The organism is Pseudochelatococcus lubricantis (genome assembly GCF_042432495.1).
Classification (GTDB): Bacteria; Pseudomonadota; Alphaproteobacteria; order Rhizobiales; family Beijerinckiaceae; genus Pseudochelatococcus; species Pseudochelatococcus lubricantis.
Genome location: NZ_JBHLXC010000002.1, coordinates 237,364 through 251,601 on the forward strand (window position 1 = coordinate 237,364; position 14,238 = coordinate 251,601).

General features: G+C 64.4%; 17 protein-coding genes. 3 read left to right on the forward strand and 14 right to left on the reverse strand.

From position 1 onward, the window contains the following. Window positions 1-9: 9 nt before the first annotated feature. The 6 genes from ACFFJ7_RS04000 to ACFFJ7_RS04025 form a co-directional block, all read right to left on the reverse strand. On the reverse strand, window positions 10-291 hold the full coding sequence (locus ACFFJ7_RS04000) for a VirB3 family type IV secretion system protein (RefSeq protein WP_183754292.1): 282 nt from the start codon (window positions 289-291) through the stop codon (window positions 10-12). Then, a complete protein-coding gene (locus ACFFJ7_RS04005; protein ID WP_183754290.1) occupies window positions 291-623 on the reverse strand; it encodes a TrbC/VirB2 family type IV secretion system protein in 333 nt (110 codons plus the stop codon). The genes ACFFJ7_RS04000 and ACFFJ7_RS04005 overlap by 1 nt, the downstream gene beginning before the upstream one ends. Then, the gene (gene trbB, locus ACFFJ7_RS04010) at window positions 620-1,609 is read right to left on the reverse strand and encodes a P-type conjugative transfer ATPase TrbB (RefSeq protein WP_183754288.1); all 990 of its coding nucleotides are present in this window, start codon (window positions 1,607-1,609) and stop codon (window positions 620-622) included. Before trbB ends, ACFFJ7_RS04005 begins: the two co-directional genes overlap by 4 nt. Window positions 1,610-1,776: 167 nt before the next feature. Beyond that, window positions 1,777-2,241: a CopG family transcriptional regulator gene (locus ACFFJ7_RS04015; RefSeq protein ID WP_183754286.1), complete on the reverse strand. Its 465-nt coding sequence runs from the start codon at window positions 2,239-2,241 to the stop codon at window positions 1,777-1,779. 5 nt (window positions 2,242-2,246) lie between these two features. Continuing rightward, on the reverse strand, window positions 2,247-4,232 hold the full coding sequence (locus ACFFJ7_RS04020; protein WP_183754284.1) for a conjugal transfer protein TraG: 1,986 nt from the start codon (window positions 4,230-4,232) through the stop codon (window positions 2,247-2,249). A 29-nt stretch (window positions 4,233-4,261) separates the two neighbouring features. After that, on the reverse strand, window positions 4,262-6,001 hold the full coding sequence (locus ACFFJ7_RS04025; RefSeq protein WP_377590813.1) for a relaxase/mobilization nuclease domain-containing protein: 1,740 nt from the start codon (window positions 5,999-6,001) through the stop codon (window positions 4,262-4,264). Window positions 6,002-6,254: 253 nt separating this feature from the next. Between ACFFJ7_RS04025 and tnpA the strand changes: the two genes are divergently transcribed. The 3 genes from tnpA to tnpC all read left to right on the forward strand — a co-directional run bounded on the left by tnpA (window position 6,255) and on the right by tnpC (window position 9,103). Next, on the forward strand, window positions 6,255-7,151 hold the full coding sequence (gene tnpA, locus ACFFJ7_RS04030; protein WP_377590814.1) for an IS66-like element accessory protein TnpA: 897 nt from the start codon (window positions 6,255-6,257) through the stop codon (window positions 7,149-7,151). Beyond that, a complete protein-coding gene (gene tnpB, locus ACFFJ7_RS04035; protein WP_377590815.1) occupies window positions 7,148-7,501 on the forward strand; it encodes an IS66 family insertion sequence element accessory protein TnpB in 354 nt (117 codons plus the stop codon). Before tnpA ends, tnpB begins: the two co-directional genes overlap by 4 nt. A 72-nt stretch (window positions 7,502-7,573) precedes the next feature. Further along, complete coding sequence (gene tnpC, locus ACFFJ7_RS04040; protein ID WP_377592067.1) at window positions 7,574-9,103, forward strand: IS66 family transposase; 1,530 nt, start codon at window positions 7,574-7,576, stop codon at window positions 9,101-9,103. Between the two features lie 107 nt (window positions 9,104-9,210). Here the strand turns inward: tnpC and ACFFJ7_RS04045 are convergent, their stop codons facing one another. From ACFFJ7_RS04045 to ACFFJ7_RS04080, 8 genes are read right to left on the reverse strand one after another with little or no spacing between them, the layout of a single operon-like run. Continuing rightward, a complete protein-coding gene (locus ACFFJ7_RS04045; RefSeq protein WP_377590816.1) occupies window positions 9,211-9,978 on the reverse strand; it encodes a lytic transglycosylase domain-containing protein in 768 nt (255 codons plus the stop codon). Window positions 9,979-9,981: 3 nt separating this feature from the next. Next, a complete protein-coding gene (locus tag ACFFJ7_RS04050; protein WP_377590817.1) occupies window positions 9,982-10,317 on the reverse strand; it encodes a DUF736 domain-containing protein in 336 nt (111 codons plus the stop codon). A gap of 46 nt (window positions 10,318-10,363) precedes the next feature. Continuing rightward, window positions 10,364-10,909, reverse strand: a complete 546-nt coding sequence (locus tag ACFFJ7_RS04055; RefSeq protein WP_377590818.1) for a S26 family signal peptidase — start codon at window positions 10,907-10,909, stop codon at window positions 10,364-10,366. Continuing rightward, window positions 10,906-11,427 carry a DUF2840 domain-containing protein gene (locus ACFFJ7_RS04060; protein WP_377590819.1) on the reverse strand — a complete coding sequence of 174 codons (522 nt, stop codon included), beginning with the start codon at window positions 11,425-11,427 and terminating at the stop codon, window positions 10,906-10,908. The genes ACFFJ7_RS04055 and ACFFJ7_RS04060 overlap by 4 nt, the downstream gene beginning before the upstream one ends. Then, window positions 11,424-11,678 carry a ribbon-helix-helix protein gene (locus ACFFJ7_RS04065; protein WP_377590820.1) on the reverse strand — a complete coding sequence of 85 codons (255 nt, stop codon included), beginning with the start codon at window positions 11,676-11,678 and terminating at the stop codon, window positions 11,424-11,426. The genes ACFFJ7_RS04060 and ACFFJ7_RS04065 overlap by 4 nt, the downstream gene beginning before the upstream one ends. Then, window positions 11,675-12,418 carry a DNA-methyltransferase gene (locus ACFFJ7_RS04070; protein WP_377590821.1) on the reverse strand — a complete coding sequence of 248 codons (744 nt, stop codon included), beginning with the start codon at window positions 12,416-12,418 and terminating at the stop codon, window positions 11,675-11,677. Before ACFFJ7_RS04070 ends, ACFFJ7_RS04065 begins: the two co-directional genes overlap by 4 nt. Further along, the gene (gene parA / locus ACFFJ7_RS04075; RefSeq protein WP_377590822.1) at window positions 12,415-13,068 is read right to left on the reverse strand and encodes a ParA family partition ATPase; all 654 of its coding nucleotides are present in this window, start codon (window positions 13,066-13,068) and stop codon (window positions 12,415-12,417) included. The genes ACFFJ7_RS04070 and parA overlap by 4 nt, the downstream gene beginning before the upstream one ends. Then, window positions 13,065-14,225 carry a replication initiator protein A gene (locus ACFFJ7_RS04080; protein WP_377590823.1) on the reverse strand — a complete coding sequence of 387 codons (1,161 nt, stop codon included), beginning with the start codon at window positions 14,223-14,225 and terminating at the stop codon, window positions 13,065-13,067. Before ACFFJ7_RS04080 ends, parA begins: the two co-directional genes overlap by 4 nt. Window positions 14,226-14,238: the final 13 nt, after the last annotated feature.

Here is a 14,238-nt window from a genome sequence, read left to right on the forward strand (position 1 = left end):
CAGACTCCTTCAGACCGTGAGGTGGCCGGGGATGCGCAGGTGTCGCCTTCCCACTTCCACGAACAGCGGATCGCGCTTCGCGGCCCAGACTGCCGCGAAATGACCGATGGCCCAGATGGCGAGGCCGACCAGCCAGAGGCGCAGGCCGAGGCCCACAGCCCCGGCGAGCGTGCCGTTCATGATGGCGATGGAGCGCGGGGCGCCGCCGAGCAGGATGTGTTCGGTCAGCGCGCGGTGAACCGACACCGTGAAGCCCGGCACCTCGTCGAGTTGTTCGAGACCGCCCGCCATCAGACCAGCGCCCCGCCACCGAACGAAAAGAACGACAGGAAGAAGCTTGAAGCGGCGAAGGCGATGCTGAGACCGAACACGATCTGGATCAGCCGCCGGAAGCCGCCGGAGCTGTCGCCGAAGGCCAGCGTCAGGCCGGTGACGATAATGATGATGACGGCGATGATCTTGGCGACCGGCCCTTCGATTGACTGAAGGATGGATTGCAGCGGCGCCTCCCACGGCATGGATGAGCCGGAGGCATGGGCCGCCGGCGCGAACATGAGGCTGACGGTCATGGCGGTCGCGGCCGTCGCCATGGCGTTGCAGCCGCACGAAAGGGTTCGAATCATGATTGTTCTCCATTGGGGTTTGCGGGTGGGATCGCGGGGGCGATGCGGTAGTCGGCGTCCGGCCCGAGCCCTTCGACGCGGGCGAGTTCGGAGAGCCGGCGCGCGGGGCCGCGACCGGATAGCACGGCAACGATGTCGATGGTGTCGGCGATGAGCGTCTTCGGGACGGTAACGACGGCTTCCTGGACGAGTTGTTCCAGCCGGCGCAGGGCGCCGATCGCCGTGCTGGCGTGGATGGTGCCGATACCGCCGGGATGGCCGGTGCCCCAGAGTTTCAGCAATTGAAGGGCTTCGGACCCACGCACCTCGCCAACGATGATGCGGTCGGGCCGGAGACGCATGGAGCGGCGGGAGAGATAGAGAAGATCGGCGATAAAGTCCTTGGTGCGCATAGGCACCTTGTTTTCGGATCGGGATTGCAGCTCACGCATATCCTCGACGATGAGAAGGCGGTCGGGGCTTTTGGCAACCTCGTCCAGAAGTGCATTGACCAATGTCGTCTTGCCGGTGCTGGTTCCGCCGGCGACGAGGATGTTGGCGTGGCCGACTATGGCTCCCCGCAGCGTCTCTGCCTGATCCGCCGACATGATGCCGGCGGCAACGTAGTCGTCGAGGCTGAACACGGCGACCGCTGGCTTGCGGATCGCGAAAGCGGGAGCGGTCACTACTGGAGGCAACAGCCCCTCGAAGCGTTCGCCAGTTTCCGGCAACTCGGCCGAAAGCCCTGGCGCTCCGGAGTGAACCTCCGCACCAACGTGGTGGGCGACCAAACGGATGATGCGTTCGCCGTCAGACGGGGACAGACGCTCGCCCGTGTCGGACATCCCTCCCGACAGGCGGTCGATCCACAACCGGCCGTCGGGATTGAGCATCACCTCGGCAACGTCCGGGTCGTCCAGAAACCGGACAATGGCGAGGCCGAGTGCGGTGCGCAGCATCCGCACGCTGCGAGCCAAGCCTTCCGAATTGTGATGCGAACCTGCCATCCGATCCCCGTTCCTGGCCGGGGAAGATCAGACAGTCCCCGGACGGGGATGATTAAAAGAGCCGTAAATTCGACCTATTCAACAAGTATTTAGCGTCGTAGTGGCATGGCGTGCAAATACAGGAGAACGGCGGAGTTGCGATCTCCTTGACCTCACCGGAGTGGTCACTATTCGCCCTGTGCGTCTGCGCCCGAAGCGACCTGACCGTCCGATGAGTCGACAATGTCCTCGCTGATTTCCTGCCGCAACTTTGGCCCCTGCGCGAGCCTGCGGCCGAGCGCGGTTACGAAGGCTTCGTAACGCTCTCCAGCCTTGGCGCGCGCAGCCTGCGCAGCGGGTTCGGGCAATGCCGGTGTAGTGGTGAGCCAGAAGCGGATGAAGACCGCCAGGGTTTCCACCGAGATGCCGAGATCGCGCTCCATCCGGGTCATCCTGCGGTCGAGCTGGTCGAGGCGTTTGGCGATTACCGCCTCGCGTCGCTCGGCGTCGTCCGGTGACAGGAACGACGCGATCGCGGCCTCGGCGATCTGGGAAAGCGATTGCTCCCGGCGTGCGGCGTAGTCTGACAGCATCGTCATCACGTCCGGGTCGAGATAGACGGAAATCTGGGCCTTCTTCTTTCGTCCGGTCATGGCGCTCACAGCTCCATGCCGTCATTGGGATCGAGCGAAACTTGCCGTGCGACGCCGTGCATGAGGCGCGTCAGACGCCGGTTTCGGGTGGCCGCCTCCTCCATGTCGTCGGGTGGATCGATCCCGAACTCGTTCTCGATCGGCGCCTTCTTCTCCACCGGCTTCACCCGATTAAGCTCCGGCTGATGGCGACGCTCGGATTCTGTCGGGTCTTCATTTTCCGCGGCCGAGCCTGCTGGAGCCTCCCCACTTTCCGGGCGAACTGGGATCGGCAAACGGCTCCAGTCGTCGGGGCGCGGTTCACCGGGACGGGTGAGTTCTGGTGGCGGCAAGACCCGCTCCTGAAACTGCGGATCCTCGAAGTATCGCGCCTTTTTCGCCTTGATCGGCGGCGTTCCGGCGACCATGACGATCTCGTCTGATGGCGGCAGTTGCATCACTTCGCCGGGGGTGAGCAATGGCCGGGCAGTCTCCGAGCGCGAGACCATCAGATGCCCGAGCCAAGGCGACAGACGGTGCCCGGCGTAGTTCTTCATCGCCTTCATCTCGGTGGCGGTGCCGAGCGCATCGCTCACCCTTCTCGCCGTCCTTTCGTCATTGGTTGCGAACGAGACCCTGACATGGCAGTTGTCCAGGATGCTGTTGTTCGGGCCGTAGGCGCGCTCGATTTGGTTGAGGCTCTGGGCGATCAAAAAGGACTTGAGGCCATAACCGGCCATGAAGGCCAAGGCGGACTCGAAGAAATCCAGCCGGCCCAGGGCCGGGAACTCGTCGAGCATGAGCAACAACCTGTGCCGCCCGGCCCTCGCCTGCAAGTCCTCGGTCAGGCGCCGGCCGACTTGATTAAGGATCAAGCGAATGAGAGGTTTTGTCCGGTTGATGTCGCTCGGAGGCACGACAAGGTAGAGCGTCGCCGGACGTTTGCCGCCCACGATGTCGGTGATCCGCCAGTCGCAGCGGCGTGTCACTTGTGCGACGACGGGATCGCGGTACAACCCCAAAAATGACATCGCGGTCGAGAGCACACCGCTGCGCTCGTTGTCGCTCTTGTTCAGCAGTTCGCGCGCGGCGCTGGCGATGACCGGGTGAGGACCGGCTTCGCCCAGATGCGCCGTCTTCATCATCGCGGCGAGTGTCGACTCGATCGGGCGCTTCGGGTCGGAGAGGAAAGCGGCGACGCCGGCCAGGGTCTTGTCCTCTTCGGCGTAGAGAACGTGGAGAATGGCGCCGACCAACAAGGCATGGGATGTCTTTTCCCAGTGATTTCTTTTTTCCAGGCTTCCCTCCGGATCGACGAGGATGTCGGCAATGTTCTGAACATCACGCACCTCCCATTCGCCGCGGCGGACTTCGAGCAACGGATTGTAGGCGGAAGATCGCGTGTTCGTCGGATCGAACAGCAGGACGCGGCCGTGCCGGGCACGGTAGCCGGCGGTGATCTGCCAGTTCTCACCCTTGATGTCATGGACAATGGCAGAGCCCGGCCAGGTCAGCAGTGAGGGCACGACGAGGCCTACACCTTTGCCGCTCCTGGTCGGCGCAAAGCACAGCACATGCTCAGGCCCGTCATGGCGAAGATATTCGCGCTCGTATCGACCGAGCACGACGCCATCGGGATCGAGCAGCCCGGCGTCTTTGACCTCGACTGTCTCGGCCCAACGCGCGGAGCCGTAGGTGGCGACGTTCTTCGCTTCCCGCGCGCGCCAGACGGACATGCCGATGGCGACGGCAATGGCGATGAATCCACCGGATGCAGCGATGATCCCGCCGCTGGCGAAAACCTCCGGCGCATAGGCATCGTAGAAATACCACCAGACATAGATCGCCGGCGGGTAATAGACGGGCATCCCGAACAGCTTGAACCACGGCTCGCCAAGTTGCGTCTGAAAGCCAAGGCTCCAGCCGACATATTGCGTGGCGCCCCAGGTGGTCAGGAGAATGATGAGGAAGACAATTATGATCTGCCCCCAGAGGATTTTCGTCGCGGACATGGCGATGGTCCTTTCTTGGGAATTGAGAGTTAGAGGCCGAGCCCCCGCTTGCGGCCGAAGCTCCAGTCGACGCCGCCGTCGCTGCGGGCGACGCCAGAGACATGGCGGCCGAGTTGCTGTTCGAGGGAGGGCGACCAGGGAACGAGCTGAAAGCCGAGGCCGTTGTCGATCATGGCGAAGCGGCCGGAGGCGAGCGTGAATCGCTGCCGATAGGTGCCGGCGACATACTCGCCACCGCCGGCACGGTTGAACGCCGTGCCGGTCTGCGCGGCGAGCGTCTCGCCGAGTGCATCCAATTCGCGGCGGCGCAGGGTGTCGATCAGCCGTCTGGCAAAAACGATGCGCCGGCCCTGGCGCTCGGCCAGCCCTTCACCGACCAGATGATCGGCCCTCTGTTCCATGGCCTGACGCACTTCGGCGCCGAAGCCGGTCTCGGAGAGCGCCAGCGGTTCGCGCGCCACAGCCTGCCGGTCGAGCCATGTGGCGCCCGAGGCCGTGATTTGGCGATCGATGTCGAGATCCGAACGGACGGAGAGCGCAATGCGGCGTTCGCCGTGTGCATCTTCATAGGCGCGCAGTTCGACGATCGAACCGGGCGGACTGTCGCCGGCGGCGTCGAGATGCGGCAACTTGATATGATGGCTGCGGCCGTCCACCCCGTCGACGACGGCGTAGGCCGTTCCCTTCAGCTCATCGTCGAGACCGCGCTCGACCAGGCGGCCGATGACCGGCGCATCGAGACTCTCGGCCGCCAGGACAAATTGCGCCGACCCGCGTTCGATGCCGCGTTCGGTGAGCGCATGGTGCATACGCTTGATGATGTCGCCCCGCTCGCCGAGTTCCCTCAGCACCGTCTCGGCTTCGGGCTTGATGAACCATTGCGAATGGCCGACCTGTCCGGCCAGCCCAAGGATTTCGAGGGTACGCAGCCTGCCGACCTTCAGCGCGTGGAACTCGTCGGGCTGGCGGTCGGCGTGCGGGGCAAGATCTATGATGCCGACTTTACCTGCATCGCGGACAAGCTGCCGATCGAGTTGCGTCCAGCGTTCCGCCTCGACCTGCCTTTCGATGGTGCGGCGGATGTCGAGGTCGGTACGCGGTCCCAACTCTTGCGTGATGAGATCGCGCGCGCGATCGCGCATCCCCTCCTTGACGTAGTCACGGGAAATGACGAGATCCTGGCCGTCGTCGTGCACGCCGCGCACGATCAGATGGACATGCGGATGCGCGGTGTTCCAGTGATCGACGGCCACCCAGTCGAGCCGGGTGCCGAGATCATGTTCCATCTGGCGCACGAGATCGCGGGTGAAGGACTTGAGATCCGACATTTCCACCGCGTCGTCGGGCGATACGATGAAACGAAAATGGTGCCGGTCATCCTCGCATCGTTCGGCGAAGGCGCGGCCGTCCGCCTCTTCCGTTCCCGGCCCGAACAGACGCGCCTTTTCTCCGTCGCGGGTCACGCCATCGCGGCGCAGATAGTCGAGATGGGTTCCGAGCGGGGCCGAACGCGCCGAGTGGCGGACGACGCGGGCCTTGATCACGGCGCCGCGTGAACGGGACGTGATCAGCCGGTTGGCCTGGATACTGGCGCGCTGGCCGTGGCCGAAGCGCGAGCGATTGCCGGAGACGATGCGGCCCGAACGCGACACGCCGCCACCCGCCTTCTTCGCGGCGGCGAGCGCCTGGGCGATGAAGGGCCTCGTGGACTGCGCGCGGGTTGAGCGGATGCGCCCCGGCCGGATGCGGAAATCACGCTCATCGGCCATGGCGCGGCTCCGCAATGTGCAAAAGGTCATTCAAATAGAGAGGCTTACGATTTCCGCGCACTTTGCGCCGGAAGGTGGCAAGGTGCGCGCTGAGCCAGAAACTCCAACAAAACCAACCGCCCGACCAACGCACAATGTGCGGCCTTTTATCCTGCCATCGTCCGGTTGTTGGTAAGCGTCCGTTCCCTGCACACTGATCGGGTAGTGCAATAGAGCAGCATGTCGGGTTCCTTCGTAGCCTGGAGGATCTTCGATGAATTTGAAACGTTTCGAGAACACGGCACACCGTTCTTTCTGGTTGGTTCATATCGAGGCATGGCAACGCAGCGGCCTCACACGCACGGCCTATTGCCGTCAGCATCGGGTGTCGAAGCACACGCTTGACGGATGGCTGAAGCATCTCGCGGGTGAAGATGCGGCGCGTAAGCATGCGGAATATCAGGCGGAATTGCGCCGTCAGCAGAAGCTTGAGATACGGGAAAAGCGGCGCAAAATACGTGCTCGGCGGCGCTTCGGTGTGAGCACGGAAGAACGCAATCGGGCGCTCCAGGCGTTTTGGGCGATGCATGTCGAGGCGATGAACTGGAGCGGCATGGGCGTGCGCGAATATGCGGCCGGGCTGCATATCTCGCCGACAAGCTTGCGCATCTGGCGTGACCGGCTGGACGAAGGCGAGGTTGAGATCGACTGGCGTGCGCATCTTCACCCCTCCGCCCGCCCGGTCGTTGGCACTAGTGCTAAGAAATCGCGGCCCGAAAGCAGCTTGACAGGCCATCCTAAGGACGATCCCGAGCCGCCCCGATCGCCTGTCCGACGCTTCTTTAGCGATGAGCAGAAGCACGCCATCGCGCTGGAGAGCGACCAGCCGGGCGTCAGTGTCTCCGCTGTGGCGCGCAAGCACGGGATCGTCACCGGCATGCTGTTCCGCTGGCGGGTACAGTTCGGCGTGACGCAAAAGAAGCGCGCGAAACTGGCACCCGTTGTGCTGCCGGACGACACACCGGCGACACTGGCTTTGCAGAAACTCGTGCGACCGCCTGACGGAATGATAGCCGTCGATCTGCCGGACGGACGGCGCATGTTCGTGCCGGAAGGAAGCGATCCCGCTGCCGTTCGCGCGCAGATCGGCGACGTGGGGACAGCATCATGATGATGGTCCCGGCCGGCGTTAAAGTGCATCTGGCGCTGGGCTACACCGACATGAGGAAAGGCCTCGACGGGCTCGCCATGCTGGTGCAGCAAACGCTGAAACAAGACCCGTTCTCGGGCCATCTGTTCGCCTTCCGGGGGAAGAAGGCGTCGATGCTGAAAATCCTGTTCTGGGACGGCAACGGGCTGTGTCTGTTCACCAAGCGACTCGACCAGGGTAGCTTCGTGTGGCCGGTGATGGCGGGCTACGACGGCTCGATCACGCTGACGCCTGCGCAGCTCGCGATGCTGATCGAGGGTATCGACTGGCGCGCTCCCGAGCGTGTGTGGAGACCCGCTTTGGCTGGCTGAAAATGCGCCACCAACCTGCACGAAAATTGCCGGAATCCTTGGGTTTTTGAGTGGTTTATGGTAGATTCGATCATGTTGATCGATCTCGAAAACCTGCCCTCCGATCCAACGCTTTTGCAGCGCCTCGTGCGCGACATGGCGAGCGTCGTCGAGAGCCGGGACGGAGAGATCGAGCGCCTTCAAGCCATCATCAAAAAACTTCAGCGGGCGCAGTTCGGCCGTCGCTCCGAACGCCTTGATGCCGACCAGTTGGCGCTCGCGCTGGAAGACCTCGACGGTGACATCGCGCGTATCTGGGAAAGCCGTCCCATTGTCGCCAAACCGTCGAGCGAACGACCTGCACAACACGGATCGCTGCCCGATCACCTGCCGCGCGAGGATGTCGTTCTCGATGTTGGCGGCACGATATGCGCCTGCTGCGGTGGCCCGCTTCATGCCATCGGTGAGAGCGTCAGCGAAATGCTCGACTGGGTGCCGGCGCAACTTCGCGTCATCCGAACCGTTCGCCCGAAATACGCCTGCCGTGCCTGTGAAACAGTGGTGCAGGCTTCCGCGCCGGAACGGCTGATCGCCGGTGGCCTGGCGACGCCGGCGCTGCTGGCGCAGGTGCTGGTCAGCAAATACTGCGATCACACGCCCCTCTATCGGCAGTCGCAAATCTTCGCCCGTCATGGCGTCGATCTTGCCCGCTCCACGCTTGCGGGATGGGTCGGCGGCGCATGCTGGTGGCTCGAAGCCCTGCACGATCGGCTGGCGAAGAACGTATTCGCATCCGACCATCTGTTCGCCGACGACACGCCGGTTCCGGTGCTCGATCCCGGACGCGGGCGCACCAAGACCGGCAGGTTGTGGGTCTACGCTCGCGAGCAGCGGCCATGGGCCGGACCTGAACCTCCGGCTGCCGTCTATGTGTTCGCGCCCGATCGTAAGGGCGAACGCCCGGTCGCGCATCTTCAGCACTTCAAGGGCGTGCTGCATGTCGATGGCTATGCCGGCTTCGAGCAGCTTACCGCCAAGGGAGACATCGTTCTCGCCGCCTGCTGGGCGCATACGCGACGCAAGTTTTACGACGTGGCGCAGGCCACCGGATCGCCTATTGCGACCGAGGCGCTGCGCAGGATCGGCGAGCTTTACGCCATCGAAGCGCAGGTGCGCGGCCAATCGCCCGCCCATCGCCTTGCGACCAGACGGTTCCAATCGAAACCCGTCGTCGCCGATCTGCGCGTCTGGATGGAGACGCAACTGCCGCGCATTCCCGGTCGCAGCACGCTGGCCGAGGCGATCCGCTACGCGCTGGCACGCTGGGAGGGATTGAGCCGCTTCCTCGCCGACGGCCGCATCGAACTTGATACCAATCCGGTCGAGCGCGCCATCCGCCCGGTCAGTCTCGGCCGCAAGAACCATCTCTTCGCCGGCAGCGACGGCGGTGGAGATCGCTGGGCGGTCGTGTGCTCGCTCATCGAAACCTGCAAGCTCAACAGCGTCGAACCTTACGCTTATCTTGCCGACGTTCTCCAGCGCATGCGCGACGGACACACCGTCAATCGACTCGACGAACTGCTGCCGTGGAACTGGAAAGCGCAAAATCCCGTCAAGAGCTGACATCACGTGCAGCCCCCGGACGCATACGGTTGTTGTGCCTGTCTCTCGCCCCTTCACGCTCCATGATGCGCGGGAGCCCGACAGGGTGCGAAATGAGCCTTTGGGGGTCATCGCGGGTCTTCCCCATCGCTTCGGGCGAGAAAAATCGCTTCCGTCTGCGGCCCGGCGGGAGCCGTGCCCTGAAGGGAGGCGGTTGCGCGCGCGCCATTCGACGAAGCGTCGGATGCACGGGGATCCGTGGTTCGGCGGTCGTCCGAGCGCGCGACAAAGAGCGGAGCCTCGCGCCAGTCGGGCGGTGTCGGCGGCACGGTTCTCGGCTCTGCAAGCAGCGGTCCAGCGCCGAGCCTGGGAGCGAGCGACGCCACATAGGCGCGCGTTTCAGCGGGCAGTGGACGGCCGGTCGCGAGATGCTCGTCATAGCGCGCCGGTCCCGCGTTATAGGCCGCGAGCATTGCGGGAATGGTGCCGTATCGCTCGTGCATTTCCCGCAGATAGGCCGTGCCGGCGAGTATGTTTGCGCGCGGGTCGATGGGATTATCGCCGAGGCCATATCGGACGCGCAGCTCGCGCCAGGTCGAGGGCATCAACTGCATGAGGCCCATGGCGCCCGCCGGTGATACGGCGAGCAGATCGTAGGCGCTTTCGGCCCCCATGACCGCCGTGATCCATGGCGTCGGAATGCCGAACCGTTGCGATGCCTCGGCGATATGCGCGGCATAGGGACTGGCAGTCGGCGCGCGCGTCGCCGGCAGCGATTGCGCCGTAGCCGGAAACGCTGCGGTGGCGGCGACCATGCCGGAAAGGAGAAGAAGGACGGCCGTATGCCGGACGGTGGTCGGCCGTCCGGCAAAGGTGGCATGGCGACGGGCCGGCACCGCTCAATCCTCCTTGCGCGGTTTGGCGGGCCGGTTCAGGTGCAGGCCCCAGAGCGTGCTGTCGCCGCCGGGCTGGAAGAGGTTGGCCCGCAACGGCTTGGCGAAAAGCGGGCTGTCGACCTCGATAGAAACATATTCGCCGGCGCGTTCGCTGGCATGCTTCCAGCCTGCGCCAATGTCCAAGCCTTCCTCGTCGCCGAGCAGGACACGATAGTCCGGAGCGTTCTCGGAGTCTGAAGGTTCGGCCGGAACGAGGGTGAGTTCGGCGTCGAGGCCGAGCGCCTTGAGGTGGCCTTCGAAGCCGGTTTCCGTGCGGTTGAATTGGCCGATCTGAGCCATAATCGTCTCCTTGGGTTTCGCGGTGAGGATGGATGTGGACACGCCGTCACCGCGTCGGCGCGCGCCAGACGAAGCGGCCGTCGCCGTCTTCATCGGTGTAGAGAGGGAGCGCCCGGCCGATCACGGCGGAGGCCGGAATCGGGCCGAAGTAACGGCTGTCGAGGCTGTCGCGGACTTCCCAGTTCATGAGGAAAAGTTCGTCGTCGGCGATGCGTCGGCAGCCCTGCCAGACGGGCAGATCGCGGCCGGTCCGATCGCGCTCCAGAGCCTCGCCCATCTCCACGTCGTCGACGGTGATGACGCGGCCGATGCGGCAGACGCGCTGACCGGCCAAGCCGAGGACGCGCTTGAGGAGCGGCACGTCGCGGCCGACATAACCGCGCTCGACCATGAAATCCGCGAGCGGTTCGAGCAGGTTGATGGCGACCAGTTCGGGTACCTCCAGCCGGTCGGCCGGTGTGATGGTGTAGATCCCGATCGGCGCGCTGGCGGTGGCGTTCCAGATAAGCCTGGTCGGTGTCGGAATGAACGCGGCTATGGCGACGCCCATCGCCGCGAAATACGTCACCATGACGTAACCGAAGCGGGTCATCCTTCGATCTCCCGCCGCATGAGCCACGCCTGATGGCGTTCCATCGCGTAAAGGCGCGGCTTAAGGCCGGCCTGCATGCGATGGGCGACATGACGCCAGTAATCGGGGGCCACGTCGCAAGCGTCGATGCCGATGCGCTCCACGATATCGATGTGGCGCAGCACATCCTCGACTTGTCGCCAGCCTTCGATCTTCAGCAGGATGTCCCCGCCGGGGCGCACAAAGGGCAGTGTCTGATACGCTTCGCCCGGCTTGACGGCGCGCACGATGTCGATGCGCGAGATGACCGTCCCGAAGTCGTTGGCGGCCCAGCGAACGAAGGCGAAGATGCTGTTCGGCCGGAAAGAGACGATGCGCCTGCGGCGGTCGAGGATTTGCTCATGCGCTTCGCATCCGAACCTGATCCAGAACTCGATCTTCTGCTCGATCCAGGTCAGCTCGACGTCGGTCATATTGTCTGAGGAGCGTGCGGCCGGCCATGGGCCGCCGCGCACGCGGGAGGCCGCAATGCCGGTCATGGGAGATCTCCTTGTGTCGGGGGAAATTCGCGCGCGAGCAGCTCGCGCAGCATCTCGGCGACGGTGACGCCGTGCCGGAAGGCGGTGATCTTGATGCGGCCGCGCAATTCGGGCGTGATGTCGATGGTCAGCCGGGCGGTGTAGGTGCCAATGTCTTCCTTGCGAGCCGTCGACGCATCGGTGGCCTTGATCCAGCTTTCGGGATCGGCAGGCCGGGTCGCAAAGCCTTTGCGGGCCGGGCGCTCGCTCATGACGTGGCCCTCCCGTCGAACGGCAGCACCGTGGCGATCCGGGCGCGGGCCTTCTCTGCCATGCCGGGATCGATTTCGCAGCCGAGGTAACGGCGGCCGGTCAGCCGGCAGGCTTCACCGGCCGCGCCCGATCCCGCGAACCAGTCGCCGACAAGCCCGCTCTCCGGGCAGCTTGTGCGGATGAGGATTTCGAGGAGAGCGGCCGGCTTTTCGGTCGGATGGATCGCGCGACCGTGGCAGTTGCGCACATAGATGACGGAGCGCATGAGGCGTGGTCCGCCATCACGGCTGACATAGTGACCGGCGTCGATATGGCCGGTATGCGGTGGGCGCTGCTTGCGCCGTTCCGTGCGCGCTGTCGCATCGGGCGTGGTCTGGACGACGTTGTGGATGTCCCGCCAGGGCGTCTCGGCCGGATAGAACTGAACTGCCAACTCATGGACGCGCTTGAAGCGATCGGCATGGAAACCGGAGCCGTTCTGCTTTTCCCAGACGATCTCCTGTGCCAGCCGGAACCCGGCGTCAGCGAACTGGTCGGCGGTCGCCATGAAATGGCGAAGCGAGCCGAACACCCAGAGCGACCCGGTGGGGGCTAGCGCCGCGCGGGCGAGCGCGATCCAGCCATCCATGCGGCTATCCCAGGCGAGCGAGGTGTCGCCATAGGGCGGATCGGCGAGGATCAGGTCGTAAGGGCCGTGCGCGGGCATGAGGTCGCGGCAATCGCCGGTGAGGATGGTCATGATGCGATCCTCCCGACACCGAGCCGGTCGATTTCGTCCGCAAGCGCCGCGATCTCGCGGGCGGCGGGCGTGTCGTCATCGAGTTCCGAGACGAGGCGGCCGGACTGCACCGCGACGGCGAAGGCGATGCGCTGTCCGATGGTATTGGAGAGTGCCGGCGGGTCGTGGTCGGCCAGCGTTTCGGCTATCTCACGCGCCAGAACGGTGCGGGGGCCGCATCGGTTGAGCACGAAGCGAGCGGCCAGTTCTGGCCGGTAGATGCGCGCTTCGTTCAGAAGCGCCAGCATCTCGGCCGAGGCCCAGCCGTCAAGCGGCGATGGTTGCACGGGGATCAGCACCAGGTCGGCAGCGAGTAGCGCCGAGCGCATCAGGCCGGCGACGCGCGGCGGTCCGTCGATGACGATCATGTCGGCATCGCGGGCGAGTTCCGGTGCTTCGCGGTGCAGCGTGTCGCGCGCCAGGCCGACGACGCCGAACTGGCGCGGCAGACCTTCACGGCTGCGTTGCTGCGACCAGTCAAGGGCGGAGCCTTGCGGGTCCGCATCGATCAGAGTGACGCGCAGCCCTCGGCTGGCCCATTCGCCGGCGAGATTCAGGGCGAGGGTCGTCTTGCCGGTTCCGCCTTTCTGGTTGAGGAGCGCCACGATCATCTTGCCCCTCCCGGCCGGTGGTCGAGGGGCAACTGCGGCGCGTCCGAAGCTTCGTTGGCAGGATTTACGGATTTACGGAAAGACGTATTCGGCGTAGGATAGATCTTATCGGTTTTCGGCCTTGTCGGTGGCCGGTTTTCGATGCTTTCCACATCGCGCACGCCCCTATAAAGGTTAGAATCTATGTTAGATTCTAAGTTAAGGGCGCTATTTTCTTTTTTTATTCGGTAGTTTACATCCTGTTTGGGTTCCCGTTGGCACGAGGGGGCGGTTCCGGATAGCACGTCCCGGCGGGTTCCTGATGGCACGAAGCCATCCACAGCTTGTCCACAGGGCGCCGACGGTTCGAAGGCGAGCAGGACGCGGCCGCCCAGCTCGACCTCCAAAAATAGGGTATAGCCGGGCAACGGCTGGCGCCGAATGATGTCGCGCAGCTCGAACGCGAAGCGCTTGAACGGCGACAGGCTGCCGGATTTCTGGTGAAGATGGCGGAAGTCGAAGCGCCATCCGGCGCGCTGTCTGCCGCCGTGCTTGCGCACGATGCGGTAGAGCCAGCGTTCGAGGCCGCCCGTCAGACCGAAATAGGCGCGATCGATGGTGAGCACGAGCGCATCATCAAGGACGGCTTGGTAGAACCAATCGGGCACGATCATCTCGATGCCATCGGGCTTGCCGTTGCGGTCCGTGCGCTCCTTCCATTCGTTGATCCAGGAGAAGCGATGGCGGCGGCCCTCGGCGGGCTGGCGGATGGTTGTGCTGACGGTGGTGGACTGAAGGCGATCGAGCGCCGCCTTCAGGCGCTGGTAATCGCGGATCGACACGCCGCGTCCGATGAATTTGAGGATTTCGTAGGGGGTCGCGGCCATGAGCCGGGAGGTGCGAAGCCCCGTGTCCCGGGCCTCGACGATTTGACTCGCTGCCCAAATAAGGATGTCGGCGTCCCAGATGGTGGCCATGCCATGGTCGGGAACGGCCTCGACACGGATGGTGATGTCGCCGGCGACGAAATCGATCGGCGCGACACGTGGCGTCTTTGCGAGAGAGAAAAAGGGATAGGCCATGAGATCCTGCGCGTCTCTTGGCGCGAAGTCGCCGGGGAGCGCCCGGAACAGATCGAGTTGCCCGCGCTCCGAGGAAGATCGGCTCCGCACCGCCATTCGGTCGACCGCC

Excerpts from the sequence above, each read along its gene's own strand:
- ACFFJ7_RS04080 (WP_377590823.1), bottom strand. The coding sequence starts at position 14,225 with ATGGCGGTGCGGAGCCGATCTTCCTCGGAGCGCGGGCAACTCGATCTG.
- ACFFJ7_RS04005 (WP_183754290.1), bottom strand. The coding sequence starts at position 623 with ATGATTCGAACCCTTTCGTGCGGCTGCAACGCCATGGCGACGGCCGCG.
- ACFFJ7_RS04055 (WP_377590818.1), bottom strand. The coding sequence starts at position 10,909 with ATGACCCGCTTCGGTTACGTCATGGTGACGTATTTCGCGGCGATGGGC.
- ACFFJ7_RS04025 (WP_377590813.1), bottom strand. The coding sequence starts at position 6,001 with ATGGCCGATGAGCGTGATTTCCGCATCCGGCCGGGGCGCATCCGCTCA.
- tnpC (WP_377592067.1), top strand. The coding sequence starts at position 7,574 with ATGTTGATCGATCTCGAAAACCTGCCCTCCGATCCAACGCTTTTGCAG.
- ACFFJ7_RS04015 (WP_183754286.1), bottom strand. The coding sequence starts at position 2,241 with ATGACCGGACGAAAGAAGAAGGCCCAGATTTCCGTCTATCTCGACCCG.
- ACFFJ7_RS04000 (WP_183754292.1), bottom strand. The coding sequence starts at position 291 with ATGGCGGGCGGTCTCGAACAACTCGACGAGGTGCCGGGCTTCACGGTG.
- ACFFJ7_RS04070 (WP_377590821.1), bottom strand. The coding sequence starts at position 12,418 with ATGACCATCCTCACCGGCGATTGCCGCGACCTCATGCCCGCGCACGGC.
- ACFFJ7_RS04060 (WP_377590819.1), bottom strand. The coding sequence starts at position 11,427 with ATGACCGGCATTGCGGCCTCCCGCGTGCGCGGCGGCCCATGGCCGGCC.
- tnpB (WP_377590815.1), top strand. The coding sequence starts at position 7,148 with ATGATGATGGTCCCGGCCGGCGTTAAAGTGCATCTGGCGCTGGGCTAC.
- ACFFJ7_RS04020 (WP_183754284.1), bottom strand. The coding sequence starts at position 4,232 with ATGTCCGCGACGAAAATCCTCTGGGGGCAGATCATAATTGTCTTCCTC.
- ACFFJ7_RS04050 (WP_377590817.1), bottom strand. The coding sequence starts at position 10,317 with ATGGCTCAGATCGGCCAATTCAACCGCACGGAAACCGGCTTCGAAGGC.
- tnpA (WP_377590814.1), top strand. The coding sequence starts at position 6,255 with ATGAATTTGAAACGTTTCGAGAACACGGCACACCGTTCTTTCTGGTTG.
- ACFFJ7_RS04065 (WP_377590820.1), bottom strand. The coding sequence starts at position 11,678 with ATGAGCGAGCGCCCGGCCCGCAAAGGCTTTGCGACCCGGCCTGCCGAT.
- trbB (WP_183754288.1), bottom strand. The coding sequence starts at position 1,609 with ATGGCAGGTTCGCATCACAATTCGGAAGGCTTGGCTCGCAGCGTGCGG.
- parA (WP_377590822.1), bottom strand. The coding sequence starts at position 13,068 with ATGATCGTGGCGCTCCTCAACCAGAAAGGCGGAACCGGCAAGACGACC.